The sequence below is a fragment of the Cupriavidus metallidurans CH34 genome (genome assembly GCF_000196015.1).
Classification (GTDB): domain Bacteria; phylum Pseudomonadota; class Gammaproteobacteria; order Burkholderiales; family Burkholderiaceae; genus Cupriavidus; species Cupriavidus metallidurans.
On record NC_007974.2, the window covers coordinates 251,643 to 265,527 of the forward strand.

The 13,885-nt window shown below is 63.4% G+C and carries 15 protein-coding genes; 8 read left to right on the forward strand and 7 right to left on the reverse strand.

Features of this window, described 5'->3' with window-relative positions:
• Nucleotides 1-4: 4 nt before the first annotated feature.
• The 3 genes from RMET_RS19270 (at nt 5) to RMET_RS19280 (ending at nt 2,695) form a co-directional block, all read left to right on the forward strand.
• Entirely contained in the window at nt 5-1,297 is a 1,293-nt protein-coding gene (locus RMET_RS19270; protein ID WP_011518229.1) for a gallate dioxygenase, read from the forward strand.
• Nucleotides 1,298-1,386: 89 nt separating this feature from the next.
• On the forward strand, nt 1,387-1,818 hold the full coding sequence (locus RMET_RS34205) for a rubredoxin (protein WP_080710319.1): 432 nt from the start codon (nt 1,387-1,389) through the stop codon (nt 1,816-1,818).
• Nucleotides 1,819-2,107: 289 nt separating this feature from the next.
• Nucleotides 2,108-2,695: a GNAT family N-acetyltransferase gene (locus tag RMET_RS19280; protein ID WP_011518231.1), complete on the forward strand. Its 588-nt coding sequence runs from the start codon at nt 2,108-2,110 to the stop codon at nt 2,693-2,695.
• Nucleotides 2,696-2,729: 34 nt separating this feature from the next.
• Here RMET_RS19280 and RMET_RS19285 read toward each other — a convergent pair whose 3' ends face one another.
• Nucleotides 2,730-3,206: an aromatic-ring-hydroxylating dioxygenase subunit beta gene (locus RMET_RS19285; RefSeq protein WP_011518232.1), complete on the reverse strand. Its 477-nt coding sequence runs from the start codon at nt 3,204-3,206 to the stop codon at nt 2,730-2,732.
• Nucleotides 3,207-3,528: 322 nt separating this feature from the next.
• Here RMET_RS19285 and RMET_RS19290 point away from each other — a divergent pair, with 322 nt between their 5' ends.
• Entirely contained in the window at nt 3,529-4,491 is a 963-nt protein-coding gene (locus RMET_RS19290) for a LysR family transcriptional regulator (RefSeq protein ID WP_011518233.1), read from the forward strand.
• Here the strand turns inward: RMET_RS19290 and RMET_RS19295 are convergent.
• Entirely contained in the window at nt 4,472-4,672 is a 201-nt protein-coding gene (locus RMET_RS19295) for a YgaP family membrane protein (RefSeq protein ID WP_008641111.1), read from the reverse strand. The genes RMET_RS19290 and RMET_RS19295 overlap by 20 nt on opposite strands.
• A gap of 54 nt (nt 4,673-4,726) precedes the next feature.
• Entirely contained in the window at nt 4,727-5,044 is a 318-nt protein-coding gene (locus tag RMET_RS19300) for a hypothetical protein (RefSeq protein WP_011518234.1), read from the reverse strand.
• Between the two features lie 154 nt (nt 5,045-5,198).
• Here RMET_RS19300 and RMET_RS19305 point away from each other — a divergent pair, with 154 nt between their 5' ends.
• A complete protein-coding gene (locus tag RMET_RS19305; RefSeq protein ID WP_011518235.1) occupies nt 5,199-5,729 on the forward strand; it encodes a flavodoxin family protein in 531 nt (176 codons plus the stop codon).
• A gap of 100 nt (nt 5,730-5,829) precedes the next feature.
• Here RMET_RS19305 and nfsB read toward each other — a convergent pair whose 3' ends face one another.
• The gene (gene nfsB, locus RMET_RS19310) at nt 5,830-6,483 is read right to left on the reverse strand and encodes an oxygen-insensitive NAD(P)H nitroreductase (protein WP_029306943.1); all 654 of its coding nucleotides are present in this window, start codon (nt 6,481-6,483) and stop codon (nt 5,830-5,832) included.
• Between the two features lie 81 nt (nt 6,484-6,564).
• Nucleotides 6,565-7,029 carry a VOC family protein gene (locus RMET_RS19315; protein ID WP_011518237.1) on the reverse strand — a complete coding sequence of 155 codons (465 nt, stop codon included), beginning with the start codon at nt 7,027-7,029 and terminating at the stop codon, nt 6,565-6,567.
• 133 nt (nt 7,030-7,162) lie between these two features.
• On the opposite strand from RMET_RS19315, the gene RMET_RS19320 reads away from it, so the two are divergent.
• Nucleotides 7,163-8,071 carry a LysR family transcriptional regulator gene (locus RMET_RS19320; protein ID WP_011518238.1) on the forward strand — a complete coding sequence of 303 codons (909 nt, stop codon included), beginning with the start codon at nt 7,163-7,165 and terminating at the stop codon, nt 8,069-8,071.
• A gap of 83 nt (nt 8,072-8,154) precedes the next feature.
• Complete coding sequence (locus RMET_RS19325) at nt 8,155-9,915, forward strand: SulP family inorganic anion transporter (protein WP_011518239.1); 1,761 nt, start codon at nt 8,155-8,157, stop codon at nt 9,913-9,915.
• Nucleotides 9,916-10,017: 102 nt separating this feature from the next.
• Here the strand turns inward: RMET_RS19325 and RMET_RS19330 are convergent, their stop codons facing one another.
• The gene (locus tag RMET_RS19330; protein WP_008641121.1) at nt 10,018-11,004 is read right to left on the reverse strand and encodes a Bug family tripartite tricarboxylate transporter substrate binding protein; all 987 of its coding nucleotides are present in this window, start codon (nt 11,002-11,004) and stop codon (nt 10,018-10,020) included.
• A 237-nt stretch (nt 11,005-11,241) separates the two neighbouring features.
• On the opposite strand from RMET_RS19330, the gene RMET_RS19335 reads away from it, so the two are divergent.
• The gene (locus RMET_RS19335; RefSeq protein ID WP_011518242.1) at nt 11,242-11,712 is read left to right on the forward strand and encodes a nucleoside deaminase; all 471 of its coding nucleotides are present in this window, start codon (nt 11,242-11,244) and stop codon (nt 11,710-11,712) included.
• On the opposite strand, the gene RMET_RS19340 is transcribed toward RMET_RS19335, so the two are convergent.
• Complete coding sequence (locus tag RMET_RS19340; RefSeq protein WP_231138536.1) at nt 11,713-13,521, reverse strand: methyl-accepting chemotaxis protein; 1,809 nt, start codon at nt 13,519-13,521, stop codon at nt 11,713-11,715. It lies immediately after the preceding gene.
• Between the last annotated feature and the right edge of the window lie 364 nt (nt 13,522-13,885).

The following is a 13,885-nucleotide window of genomic DNA, read 5'->3' on the forward strand; positions in this document are numbered from 1 at the left end:
TGCCATGGCCACCATCATCGGCGCAATCGCCTCATCCCATACGCCAACCATCGGATTCGCGCTCGACGCGGGCAAGCAACAGGACCCCGCCTGGGCGCCGATCTTCGCGGCCTATGCGCCGGTGAGCGAGTGGCTCGCTAGGAAAAAGCCCGACGTGCTGCTCGTCGTCTACAACGATCACGTCACGTCGTTCTTCTTCGATCACTATTCGGCCTTTGCGCTGGGTATCGGCGATACCTACCATGCTGCCGATGAGGGCGGTGGCCCGCGTAACCTGCCGCCGGCGCGCGGCCACGTCGAACTGGCGCGGCACGTCGGCGCATCGCTGGTGGCCGACGAGTTCGACATGTCGTTCTTCCAGGACAAGCCACTCGATCATGGTTGCTTCTCGCCGATGTCGGTCATGCTGCCGCACGAGGGCGAGTGGCCCGTGAAGATTCTGCCGCTGCAGGTGGGCGTGCTGCAGTTCCCGGCACCGTCGGCGCGTCGTTGCTACAAGCTCGGACAGGCGATCCGCCGCGCGGTGGAGAGCTACCCGGAAGACCTCAAGGTGGCGATCGTCGCCACCGGTGGTCTGTCGCACCAGGTGCATGGCGAGCGTGCTGGCTTCAACAATACCGCGTGGGATCACCAGTTCCTCGACCTGTTCGAATCCGATCCCGAGTCGCTGCTAGACATCACCCATGCCGAGTACGCGAAGCGAGGCGGCTTCGAGAGCGCGGAAGTGGTCATGTGGATGGTGATGCGTGGCGCGATGTCGAGCCGTGTCCGCTGCCTGCATCGTGATTACTATCTGCCGTCGATGACCGGCATCGCAGTGGCGGTCTACGAGAACGAATCCGCCGACGCCCCCGCGCTGCGAGAGGCGCGTGCCGAACGCCAGCGCGAGCACATTGGTCATCAGTTGCACGGGATCGAGCAACTGGACGGGACGTACCCGTTCACGCTGGAAACCAGCGTGCGCGCATACCGGATCAACCGCTATCTGCATCAACTTATCGATCCGGCATTCCGCGAGCGATTCCGCGCCGATCCGCTGGCAACCTACGACGAGGCGGCCCTGACGCCGGAAGAGCGCGACATGATCACGCGCCGCGACTGGCGCGGCATGATCCACTACGGCGTGATTTTCTTCATGCTGGAGAAGCTCGGCGCGGTCTGCGGTGTCTCGAACCTGCATATCTACGCGGCGATGCGTGGCCAGTCCCTTGAAGACTTCCAGAAGACGCGCAATGCGCCGGGTGCGCTGTACTCGGTGGCCGGTAGCGGCAGCGCTTCATGGAGTGCGAAGTCCTGACCGGACGATGTCGGGGGCTTGAATTCCGGCGCAATGCCGCCATGTGCGAGGCTGTTTTTGACTCGCACCAGCCCCCGCTCGGTTTCCGTATGTACAAGAAAGGCACTTCCGTCGAAATCCAGTTCTCTCCGCAACGGCTGAACGACGCCGCAGGCGATCCGTACTGGGTGGACCTGACCATCGACGAGGCCCAGGCTCTACTGGCGCAGCTTCAGGCACATCTGGCACAGGCCGCGTCGGGTACCACCGCGCCGCTGGTGTTCAGTCTCGAAGGGCCGCCCGTGCGGGCTGACATCGCGCCCGCCCGCACGAAGGCAAACGCCGAAGAAGAGCCTGCCGCAAACGCCGAGAGCGAATTCAAGCAGTGGGTCTGCATCATCTGCGGCTGGGTCTATGACGAAGCGGCCGGATTGCCCGAGGACGGCATCGCACCCGGCACGCGCTGGGAGGACATTCCTGCCGACTGGCGCTGCCCCGAGTGCGACGTCGGCAAGGAAGACTTTGCCATGGTGGAGTTCTAGGCGGCGCCATCAAGATCATTCGGGGAGACCTTCAGAACAGGGCATCCTTGTTTCAGCGGCCGATTCATGTGCGCTACTCTGCGCTACCCATTCGTTGCCACCGGGTGACGTGGAGAACAATTCCACGCGGCCTGACAATGGTGGCATGATCGGCCTGCCGTCGTGCCATGCGGCAAGGCGGTTCGAGGGCCTTGACGCTGGGTGATGGGGCATCGGTGACTGGTCGATTGGTCGTGTGACCGGGAACCCTCTGGAACCCGAAGATCCGAAGAGACGGAGCCTGCTGAACATGGAACCTGTCCCCACCGCTCGCCTGCGCCTGCGTCAGTGGCGCGAGGAAGACCGCGTACCGTTTCGCGCCATCAATGCGGACGAAGAGATCATGGCGTTCTTTCCGTCGACGCTGTCTGATGCCCAGAGCGATGCGCTTATGGACCGTATCCGTCAGCATCACGCGCAGCATGGCTTCGGGCTGTGGGCCCTCGAGTTGCGCGAAACGTCGACCTTCATCGGATTCACCGGACTGGCGATACCGTCGTGGGCTCCCCCATTTGGGCCATGCGTGGAGATTGGCTGGCGTCTCGCGCGAGAGCATTGGGGACGCGGCTATGCCACGGAGGCGGCTCGCGCGACGCTGGATTTCGGATTCGGCGCGTTGCGGCTTGCCGAGATCGTGTCCTTCACTGCGGCGATCAATCAGCGTTCGGAACAGCTGATGCAGCGGCTTGGCATGCATCACGCGGCCAGCGACGATTTCGATCATCCGGCACTGCCTTCGGGGGATCGCCTCGCCAGGCATGTGCTCTACCGCCTGTCCGGCGCCCAATGGGATGGAAGCACTGGCACGGGCAGCAGGATTCCTGACCCGGGCAAATGATTCGATCCGTGTTTCGTGCGGCTGATGCGCTGGCTCAACGGCTCATGCATCGGCCTGCGAGCAAATCCGGGATCGCCCTCCTTTCAAGAATGCAGACGCGCGACGCGAACTTCAAGCCTGCGTCGGTGCGCGCAATGGTGTCCAGGTAGCGTCCGACGCTGTGGATGGCCGACGTATCGTCGGGCGTGGTGCGGAAGACCGCGTAGCTGGTCTCGGTGCGGATCTGGCTACCGCTGTCCTCCAGAATGCGCGGGATGCCGACCTGCTGCCTGTAATGGAGATCCTGGGCGCCTATTCCGTTCGCACATGCCTTTTCCATGAGCAGTCCACAGCTCTCGAAAGCGGGTGTTGCCATCGGCAAGCCGCATATATGAGCCTCATGCGACTGCGCATTGCACACACATTGTTCCAGGAAGAATTCGGGCCATTTCTCCCATTGCTTGTTATCGAGCGCGGCAGTGTAATCGGCGTAAAGCAACAGTACTTGCTGCCAGGTTTCGACGGTAGTCATCCTCAATCTCCAGGTCGTGGCCCACCCTGATGGTGGGGAGTTGCCACGGACGTTTGCTTCAGGTTCCGCGAGACTGGCGTTGCCAGTTTCGGCGGTGATGCGGTTTGGGGCCTGTCGTATCGCCTTGCGTCGGTCGTGTGCCGGCGTCGCGAAATACGGTGATTGGATCGAACGTCCACAGCACTGTTTTTGCTGGTTTTTTGTCCGGGCACCATAGTGCCGTTAACTACGGCGTTGACAATAGGGGCCCGGTTGAATTGCACTATCACCGTTAGTGATAATGCAGCGGTCGTGCCTGATAAATCGGGGTGGAGACGTAGTAATGGAACTGCAGGACATCGATCTGAACCTGCTTGTCGTATTCAATGAATTATTGCGTCAACGCAAAATGTCCGCCGTGGCGCGGACGCTTGGGATCTCCCAGCCAGCTGTCAGCAATGCGCTGAATCGCCTGCGCAAATTACTGGACGATGACCTGTTTCTGCGGACGTCGAAGGGCATGATCCCCACGCAGCTTGCTGGCACGCTAGCCGGGCCTATCACCGAAGCGCTCGATGTCATCCACCACTCGCTCAACGCACGCGCCACGTTCGACCCCTTGACGAGCACGCGAGCGTTCACCGTGGCGATGACCGATATCGGCGAGATCTATCTCTTGCCAGGCCTGATGGAGAGGCTTGGCAAACTGGCGCCAGGGGTGAAAATCAGCACGGTGTGCATACACGGCGACTCACTCAAGGGCGCAATGGAAAGTGGTTGTATCGATCTGGCGATCGGATTCCTGCCAGGCCTGACGGCGGGCTTCTTCCAGCGCCGGCTATTGTCGCAGCAGTACGTGTGCATCTTTCGGAAAGGGCACCCGCTTGGCCGAAGGGATATGACGCTGGAAGCGTTCGCCATGGCGGATCGTGTGTCGATCAGCGCGGAAGGCACGGGCCACACCAGGGTGGATGCGGCAATCCAGCAGGCGGGTGTGACGCGGCGCTCGCGGCTGAGCGTGCCGCATTTCGCGGCGCTGGGTCATATCCTTCAATCGACCGATCTGATCGCGGTGGTGCCACAGGCCTATGCGGAGCGCGCGCTGGTGTTGTTCAACCTGGTTTCCGCGCCGTGTCCGGTGAAGATATCCGAGATCAGTGTCAACGTGTTCTGGCACGCTACCCGTCACCGGGAGGTGGGCAACCAGTGGCTGCGGAACGTGATATCCGACAGGTTCGCGGTTTGCCCGATTCCTGAGGCGACGATGTCGCCTCAGGGTTTGGTGGTCAACTGCCGCGGCGAGTGATGGGGCAGGTGTTGAAGCCGAACACGCGATAGAGCGGGCAGTATCCGAGTAGACCGGTCACGAGCGGCACCGCGCCGATCCATCCCCAGACGCCGATCTGATCCGTCAGGGTCAAGGCAATCAGCACGACTCCGATGGCGACGCGCACCAGGCGGTCAAGGGTTCCAGCGTTTTTTTGCATGAGCGTTCCAGTCAGGTGGGAGGGGGAGACGGATATGCGTGGCTTTGGCGCGGGTTACTGCTTGGCAGCCTGGCCTTCGGTGTATGGGTCGAATTTCGCGGCGTGCGCCGCGTCGCCAGCGCCCTTTTTCTGCGGAGTCAGATTGGACTTCGTCTGCGCACCTTCCGAATAGGGATCGAACTTGCCGCTGCGGGAAGCACTATTCTTGTGTTTGCCAGACTTGGCGGGTGCCTGTGCGTCCTTTGTCACCGGCGCGTGCGCGCCGCCGTAGAGGTCGCCGCCATCGGTGTAGTTCTTCTGCGCGCTGGCTGGAAGCGAGGTCAATGCCACGGATGCGGCGGCAATGGCCAGGAAGTATGTGTTGCGATGCATGACGGCCTCTTGGGTCTGAGCTGCAAGATTGTGTCTCGAGTCTAGACACTAGGCCTGATCGCAGATTGACGCACGTCAAACACGTGACAACGTCTGCCGCTAGGCTGACAGATGAAATCTGTCAGCGCCATCCATTCGGCAATCAGGAGACAACATGGCTGAAAACCTCGTGATCTTTTACTCCCGCACCGGCACCACGCGACAAGCTGCCGAAATGCTCGGCTCGCGCCTGGGCTGGCGCGTAGTCGAACTGCGTGACGCGGTCAGCCGGGCGGGCTGGTGGGGAGATTTGCGTTGTGTCCTGGACAATCGGCTGGGCCGCAAGGTTGGCTATCGCTATGACGGTCCGCCGCTCGATACCTGCGGCAGCGTGGTGGTGATGGCGCCGGTCTGGGTGGAGCATCTGGCGGCGCCGATGCGGAGCTTCCTGCAGGACCAAAGCAGCTACAAGGGGCCGCTGGCGGCAATCGCGGTGATGGCCGCGCGCGGCGGATTCCGTGCGGCCGAAGAGGTGGCCACGGCGATGGGCCGTCCGCCGCATCCGGCCATGGTGCTGCTGCAACAGCAGGTGACCACCGGTGAGGCCAAGGCGGATCTCGACGAATTTGCTCGCATCCTGCAGCGCGACCCGCGCGCCGGAGACGCCGCGCCGCGCTCGGCGTGGCTGTCGCCGAACGAGGCATGAGCAGGAACCCACCCGCGCGCGTATCCCCACGCAAGGACGCCAGCATCGTCGTGCTGGCGTCCCTTAATGACGCCCCTAATGACGTTCTCAGTGGCGTCCGTCACAGGAACGTGAAGACCTCTTCCTTGCCGAGCCGCGACTTGGGGAGGTCGGCGTTGAAGTCCTGCTCGCTGCCGTAGCCGAGCGACACCAGCACGAGACTGGTATAGCCACGCTCGCGCAGGCCGAGTTCCGCATCGAGGATGTTGCGGTCGAAGCCTTCCATCGGCGTGGCATCCACGCCAAGTACCGCGGCGCCCGTCAGCAGGCTGCCGAGCGCCAGGTAGACCTGATTCGCCATCCATTGCTGCACGTCGCGAAACGCGAAGCGGTGCAGGTCGACGAAATATCGACGTCCCTTGTCCTGCCCCGCCTTCGCGCCTTCCGCGGTAAAGCGGCCATCACGCTCCTCGGCTTCCAGCAGCTTGTTCAGGTGGGCGTTGTCCATGTCGGCGCGCACGGCCAGCGCGATCACATGCGAGGCATTCTCGATCCTCGGCGCGTTGGCGCTGTAGCCACCGCTGGCGGCACGCGCCACGCGTGCCCGGGCCTCCGGCGTGGACGCCACCACGAAGTGCCACGGTTGCGAATTCACGGATGACGGGCTCTTGTGCAGCACGGCCAGCAGTTCGTCGATGACGTCTTGCGGAATGGCGCGGCCCGGCTCATACGCCTTCACGGTATGGCGGGTGGCGATCATCTCCGACAGCTTCATGGCTTTCATGGTGTTTCCTCGTTCAGGTGGATGCGATGTTGGGGAAGGGGGGATAACGGGTACCTGGCGCGGCTAGCGAATTCAGATGTCGCTAGCGTCCGGCGCGCGCCGCTCGGCGCTGTACTGGTGACTGGTGGCGATGTCCGGATCGCCCGGCACATCGAGCTCGACCACCAGTCCGCCGGGCAGTGGCACAAAAATCTGGATGGTGCCGTCGGCGGGAACATGGGCCACCCGGAAACGCAGGCCGGCTGCCTGCAGGCGGGCGATGACGTCTGTCGCCCTGGCCTGGCTGCGGAACGCGATATGGCCCATGCGGACTTCGCCGCTGCTGGCCGACAGCGAGTCGTCGTCCACCGCGTGCACCATGGCCTGGTCGCCCTCATAGAGCCACAAGCCCGGGAAAGGGAACGGCGGCCGATACCCGGGATGCATGTCCATCACGCCTTCGAACAGGGCGCGCAACGCATGATCGGCACCGATCGACACGTTGAGGTGGTCGAACTGCCAGGCGTCGCGCGGGCTGGCGGGATGTGCGGGTTCCATGGCGCGTCCTTCGAAGTGATGGGGATGGCGAATGATCCCACTACGCAGTCGATTGAAAAACTGGGCTTCACTTGTACCCGTATTCAAATAAAATTTGAAGATCACCTCAGATCGGCCCTGTGCCTCGACGCCCATGAGATTGCTTCAGGAACTCGATATTTTCGTGCGCACCGCCGATAACGGCAGCCTGTCCGCCACCGCGCGGGCGCTGGACCTGACGCCGGCGGCCACCAGCGCGGCGCTCAAGCGGCTGGAAGGCGAACTGGGCGTCCAGTTGTTCGTGCGCTCCACACGCACGATGCGGCTGACCCGCGAGGGCGAGCAGTACCTGGCGCAATGCCGGCCCGCGCTCGAGGTGCTGCAGCAGGCAAGCCGGGATCTGCTCACCGGCAACCAGGCGTTCCAGGGCGTGGTCAGGTTGTCGGCCCCGTCTGACTTCGGACGCAACCTGCTGCTGCCCTGGCTCGATGCGTTCCAGGACCGCCATCCCCTGGTCGAATTCCGGCTGCAGTTGACGGATCGCATGGCGAATATCTACAGCGATCCCGTCGACGTGGCCTTCCGTTATGGTGAGCCGCCGGATTCGAATCTCGTGGCGGTGCCGGTGGCAACGGGCATCCACAGGGTGCTATGCGCTTCGCCGGGCTATCTCGCCAGTCACGACATGCCGCAAACGCCATATGACCTGTCCGCGCATCGCTGTCTCTGCTACATGTTTGGCGATGACGTGCATGATCGCTGGCGCTTCGCGCGCGAAGACGGCGAGACACTGACCGTGCGCGTCAAGCCGGCCAATGTTTCGAACGATGGGGACGCCGTGCGCCGCTGGGCGCTGGCCGGCAAGGGCATCGCCTACAAGGCCTGGTTCGATGTGGCCGACGATCTCGCGGCGGGTCGCCTGCGTGCGTTGTGCACCGCGTGGACGGCCGAAGCATCGCCGCTGTACATGGTCGTGGCGGGGCGTTCGCAACTGACGCCGCTGCTGCGCGGGTTGCGCGATTTCGTGGCCGAACGGGTGGAGCGACTAGTCGCGCGGTATTGATGATCCACATCTATGCTTAGGGATGTATGGCCATGTCTTGCCGAATCCCCACGGTGCATCGCAACTAGAAAAGAGGACCGACCATGCTATCCGACGGCCGCAACCCAGGCGCCTCGCGTAAAGCGCGGATCCCCAATTCCTGGCTGCGATGGCTGCCGGGCGTGGCGATGGCCCGGGACTACCAGGCAAGCTGGCTGCCACGGGACCTGACGGCGGGGCTGGTCCTGACGACGATGCTCGTGCCGGTTGGCATTGCCTATGCGGAAGCGTCAGGTGTGCCAGGCGTCTACGGCCTCTACGCGACCATCGTGCCGCTGCTTGCCTATGCGGTATTCGGCCCCAGCAGGATTCTCGTGCTCGGCCCCGATTCGGCGCTGGCGGCGCCGGTGCTTGCAGTGGTCGTCCAGATGTCCGGTGGTGATCCGGCGCGCGCGATCGCGGTGGCCAGCATGATGGCGATCGTCTCGGGGCTGTTCTGCATCGTCATGGGTCTGCTGCGGCTGGGCTTTATCACCGAGCTGCTGTCCAAGCCGATCCGCTACGGCTACATGAACGGGATTGCGTTCACGGTGCTGGTCAGCCAGTTGCCGAAGATCTTCGCCATCCGTGTGGAGGACACCGGGCCGTTGCGGGAACTGGTGCTGTTGGGCCAGGCGCTGGTTGCTGGCCAGGTCAACTGGTATAGCGCCGCGGTTGGGGCAGGTAGCCTGGTGCTGATCCTCGCGCTCAAGCGTTTCGAACGCGTGCCGGGCATCCTGATAGCGGTGATCGTGGCAACGCTGTGCGTGATCATGTTCGACCTGGACCAGATGGGTGTGAAGGTGCTGGGTTCGATCCCGCAGGGTTTGCCGGCCTTCGCGGTGCCCTGGGCCAGCGGTCTCGACTTCGTCAAGATCGTGGCGGGTGGCTGCGCCGTGGCAATGATCGCCTTCGCGGATACCAGTGTGCTGTCCCGCAGCTTCGCGGCCCGGCACCATCACCGCGTGGACCCGAACCAGGAGATGGTTGGCCTTGGCGCCGCCAATCTCGCCGCGGGCTTTTTCCAGGGCTTCCCGATCAGCAGCAGCGCGTCACGCACGCCGGTGGCCGAGGCGGCCGGCGCGCGGACCCAGTTGACTGGCGTGGTGGGCGCGCTGGCTGTCGCGGCGCTGCTGGTGGTGGCGCCTGACCTGATGCGCTATCTGCCAAACAGCGCGCTCGCGGCAGTGGTGATTGCCGCCGCGCTGGGGTTGTTCGAGTTCGCGGATCTGAAGCGGATCTATCGCATCCAGCAATGGGAGTTCTGGCTCTCGATGGTCTGCTTCGTGGCGGTTGCCGTGTTCGGTGCGATTCCCGGCATCGGCCTTGCGGTGGTGCTCGCCATTATCGAATTCCTTTGGGACGGCTGGCGACCCCACTACGCGATACTCGGACAAGTCGAGGGCCTGCGCGGCTACCATGACCTGGAGCGCTATCCGCACGGCAAGCGGATTCCCGGGCTTGTGCTGTTCCGTTGGGATGCCCCGTTATTCTTTGCCAATGCCGAGCTGTTCCAGGAACGCCTGCAGGAGGCGATCGACGAGTCTCCAGCCCCCGTGTATCGCGTGGTGGTGGCCGCGGAGCCGGTGACCAGTGTGGATGTGACGTCCGCCGACATGCTGCGCGAGCTGAGTCGCACACTGGGCGAGCACGGTATCGCCCTGCATTTCGCGGAGATGAAGGACCCGGTCCGTGACAAGCTGCGGCGCTTCGAACTGATGGACGTGATCGGCGAGGACCGCTTTCACCCGACGGTGGGCAGCGCGGTGGATGACTATGTCGGCCGGCAGGGAGACTGGCCGGAAGCGTGGGGCCGGAACGAGTAGGGTGGGGTGATTGAAACAGCGCGCGACGCGGAGAGACTGCCCACGCTGCGCGGATACAGGCACAAGCACAGGCGCCGTGGCGGCGCCCGTACCTGTCAGTCGTCAGTCCAGCGTGATCTTGCCAGCCTTCACGATTTGCCCGTAGCGCGACGTATCGCGTTCGATCAGCTTGCGGAACTCCTCGGGCGTGCCGCCGACTGGAATAAAGCCCAGCTCCGTCAGCTTCTTCGTCACGTCGGGGTTACGCGTGGCGGCGGCGATCTCTTTCGCCATCCGGTCGATGATGGGCTGCGGCGTGCCTGCCGGTGCCAGCAGGCCCGTCCAGGAGCTCATCACAAAGCCCGGGAAACCGGACTCTTCCATCGTCGGGATGTTCGGCTCGCTCGGCCAGCGCTTGGCCGATGCCACGGCCAGCACGTTGATCTTGCCCGACTTCACGTGGGGCATCGGCACCAGCAGCGGATCGAACGCCATCGAGATCTCGCCCGAGACCAGCGCGGGCAGGATCGGGGCGCTGCCGTTGTACGGAATGTGGGTCATCTTGACCTTCGATTCCATCGCCAGCCGCTCGCCCGTCAGGTGCGCCGAACTGCCGATGCCGCTGGAGCCGAACGTCAGCGTATCCGGATGCTTCTTGCCGTAGTCGACCAGTTCGGCCACGGTCTTGACCGGCAGCTTCTTGCTGGAGAACAGGAACAGCGGCAGTTCAGCCATCTCGGCGACCGGCGCCAGGTCGGTGGGCTTGTAGCTCAGCTTCGAATACAGCGACATGTTCGCGCTGTACGCGGCCAGCACGGACACGAAGGTGTAGCCATCGGGCGCCGAACGGGCCACCACGCCGACGCCCAGCGTGCTGTTGGCGCCCGGCTTGTTCTCGATCACGATCGGCTGGCCAAGGCTTTGTGAAACCTTCTCGAACACCACGCGCGCAACGGTATCGGTGGAGCCACCCGGGGTATAGGGCACGATCACCTTGATCGGCTTGGCCGGCCATGCGTCGGCGGCGATGGCGCCGTGGTGGATGGAAAGGCCGGCAACGGCAATGGCTACAACGCGCGCAATGCGCGAGGCTTGATGCTTGATACGCAAGACGTCATCTCCTACTTTGATTCTCTTTATTGCGTCCGCATGGCGGAACATATGCAGCCGATGGGATCGGCGCGGGTCATTATCGGGGACGCATCCACGCAATGGCGTGTCAACGACGGTCAAAAACGGATGCGCTGCAATGCAAATGTGCGATAAGCGAACGAAGCGAGGATGCGTCGTCCGCGGTTACCATTGGCCCGCCGCCAGAGCGGCAATCCATAAAGAGCAGGAAGCAACATGAACACGAATCACGCGGAACGATATCTGGGCGAAGCCATTGAGCTGGCTCGCACCAACCTGGAACAGGGCGGCCGGCCGTTCGGGGCCGTCATCGTGAAGGACGGTGAAGTGATCGCCACCGGCGTCAATCAGATCCTGAGCACCAACGACCCCACCGCTCATGCGGAACTGACGGCCATCCGCGCCGCCAGCCAGAAGCTCGGCAGCCCCAGCCTGGATGGCTGTGCCGTGTATGCCAGCGGACATCCTTGCCCAATGTGCATGGCGGCGATGCGGATGGCGGGCGTGAAGGAAGTGACCTACGCCTATTCGAACGACGATGGCGAGCCATACGGTCTTTCCACCGCGGCCATCTATGCTGACCTGGCGAAGCCGTTCGCCGAGCAGTCGATGAAGATCCGGTACATGCCGGTGCGGCCGGCATCGTGCCCGGATCTTTACGCGGAATGGAAGCGCAGGGCCGGCTGATCAGGCCTGCAGCAGGCGTTCGTCCAGCTTGAACACGGCGACCACGCGATTGAGCACGGTCGCCTGATCCTCGAGCGATTTCGCGGCGGCGGCCGCCTGCTCCACCAGCGAGGCATTCTGCTGGTTGGTGCTGTCCATCTCGGTAATCGCAAGATTGATTTCGCCCAGGCCGCGGCTCTGTTCGCCGCTGGCCTCCGCGATCTCTTCCACCAGCGTGCTGACCTGCTGCATCGCCGGCACGATCTGCTGCATGGCATCGCCGGCTTCATTGACGAGCGAGCGTCCGGTACGAACGGCTTCCTCGGTGCCGACGATCAGCGTCTTGATGTCCTTGGCGGCGTTTGCCGAGCGCTGTGCCAGTCCCCGTACTTCTCCCGCCACCACGGCAAAGCCGCGACCATGCTCGCCGGCACGCGCGGCCTCCACGGCTGCATTGAGCGCCAGGATGTTCGTCTGGAATGCGATGCCCTCGATGGCGTCGATGATGCTCGACATCTGGCCCGCGCTATGCGTGATCGTTTCCATGGTCGATACCGCGTTGGTCATCATCTCGCCGCTGCGGCGCACGTCCATGGATACCGAGGCTGCCAGCGCGCTCGCGCGGCGCGCGGTGTCCGCGTTGGTGGCCACGGTGGCCGTGAGCTGTTCGGTGGCGGAGGCGGTTTCCTCCACGCCCGCCGCCTGATTCTCCGTGCGGGTGGACAGGTCGTGATTGCCCTGCGCGATTTCGCGTGTCGCATCCGCGATGGCCACCACGCCTTGTCGAACATCTCCGATCGTGCGATTCAGTGATGCGACGAAGCGGTTGAAGGCATCCGCAAGCCGGCCAACCTCATCCTGCGAGTCCACCGGCAGCCGCTGGGTCAGGTCACCGTTGCCCGTGGCGATCGCGTCGAGCGCGCTGGCCACGCGACCGATCGGCGCCACCAGCGCACGGATCACGAAATAGAGCACGATGACGCCGAGCAGGCTGCCCGACAGGCCCGCGGTCACGGCCGCGATGATCGACGAGTGGCGAATCTCTTCGAGAACCTCGGACTTGGGCACCTGCGCTACCACGTACAAGTCCAGCTCGGGCACATAGGATGCCGCAACGATTCGCTTGCCTTCCGGGGCATCAACCTCCGTGTGCGCGAACGGCTGCCGCGCGAGCAGCGTCCGCGCGGCATCAGTGGTGAAGCCTGGCAGGTCCGCCAGCGGCGTGCCGGCCTCCGCCAGTCTCGCATCGCGATGCATCAGTACGTTGCCATCGGCGCGAGCCAGGAAGATCGAGCCGGTCCTGCCCAGGCGATATCCGTTGATCGTCTCGGCCAGATGATTGATGGAAAGCCCCAGACCCGCCACGGCGAGCTTGCCATTACCGGCTTCCGCGCGCGCATTGATGAACAGCATGTAGCTGTCCGAATTGCGATCCTTGTCCAGCGACAGCTCGTAGGGTTTGCCGCGTGAGAGAAAGTCGAAGAGCCATTTGTCCCCGGCGGAATCCGCCTGCACGGTGCGGTCCACGCCTTTCTCCGTGAGGTACTTGCCCTGGCTGGCCGATACCCAGAAGACCGCGTCCGCCTGATTGCGTGACTTGATCTCCGCAGCGTAGCGACGCCACGTCGGCACGTAGTCGTCCGCGAGTCCGTTGCTCTCCCAGTCACGCAGCATCGTGTTGCCGGCCATTGCCTGCGCGGCGGCCAACGGGCGTGCGATCTGATGCAGCATGTCATTGCGAATCTCGCCGACGATCGCCGGCAATTCCAGATCGACCACGCGCTCCTGCAGCCCCTTGCTGATCTGCCACAGGATGAGCATCGCGGTCATTGTCACAACGAGCAGGAGGCAGGTGATTGTGCTCAGGATGAGCTTGCGTTGAATTGTCATACCGCGAAGCAGGCGCATGAATTGTGGTCCTCCTGTGTGGTCTTCGATTGTTGTCATTGACTGTCGGGAGCGGGCGAAGAAGCAGCCCCGGGGGAACGCCCCATATCCCGATCCGAAGCGCTAACGGATGCCGGGCGGACTTTATTGAGCATCAATATGTCATTTCTCAAATGCAGCGGTGTCATGTCCCGAGCCGTCAAGCTATTGTCCCCAGTGGTTAAGCGTCGAACCGCCGTAGTGCATAGATTGATCGGCTCAAAAAAAACGAATCGAGGTGCGGATGAGGGGGCTGATAACAAGGATC

Bases quoted from the DNA above. Each gene is read 5' to 3' on its own strand.
- RMET_RS19270 (WP_011518229.1), top strand. From the start codon at position 5: ATGGCCACCATCATCGGCGCAATCGCCTCATCCCATACGCCAACCATC.
- RMET_RS34205 (WP_080710319.1), top strand. From the start codon at position 1,387: ATGTACAAGAAAGGCACTTCCGTCGAAATCCAGTTCTCTCCGCAACGG.
- RMET_RS19280 (WP_011518231.1), top strand. From the start codon at position 2,108: ATGGAACCTGTCCCCACCGCTCGCCTGCGCCTGCGTCAGTGGCGCGAG.
- RMET_RS19285 (WP_011518232.1), bottom strand. From the start codon at position 3,206: ATGACTACCGTCGAAACCTGGCAGCAAGTACTGTTGCTTTACGCCGAT.
- RMET_RS19290 (WP_011518233.1), top strand. From the start codon at position 3,529: ATGGAACTGCAGGACATCGATCTGAACCTGCTTGTCGTATTCAATGAA.
- RMET_RS19295 (WP_008641111.1), bottom strand. From the start codon at position 4,672: ATGCAAAAAAACGCTGGAACCCTTGACCGCCTGGTGCGCGTCGCCATC.
- RMET_RS19300 (WP_011518234.1), bottom strand. From the start codon at position 5,044: ATGCATCGCAACACATACTTCCTGGCCATTGCCGCCGCATCCGTGGCA.
- RMET_RS19305 (WP_011518235.1), top strand. From the start codon at position 5,199: ATGGCTGAAAACCTCGTGATCTTTTACTCCCGCACCGGCACCACGCGA.
- nfsB (WP_029306943.1), bottom strand. From the start codon at position 6,483: ATGAAGCTGTCGGAGATGATCGCCACCCGCCATACCGTGAAGGCGTAT.
- RMET_RS19315 (WP_011518237.1), bottom strand. From the start codon at position 7,029: ATGGAACCCGCACATCCCGCCAGCCCGCGCGACGCCTGGCAGTTCGAC.
- RMET_RS19320 (WP_011518238.1), top strand. From the start codon at position 7,163: ATGAGATTGCTTCAGGAACTCGATATTTTCGTGCGCACCGCCGATAAC.
- RMET_RS19325 (WP_011518239.1), top strand. From the start codon at position 8,155: ATGCTATCCGACGGCCGCAACCCAGGCGCCTCGCGTAAAGCGCGGATC.
- RMET_RS19335 (WP_011518242.1), top strand. From the start codon at position 11,242: ATGAACACGAATCACGCGGAACGATATCTGGGCGAAGCCATTGAGCTG.
- RMET_RS19340 (WP_231138536.1), bottom strand. From the start codon at position 13,521: ATGACCGCGATGCTCATCCTGTGGCAGATCAGCAAGGGGCTGCAGGAG.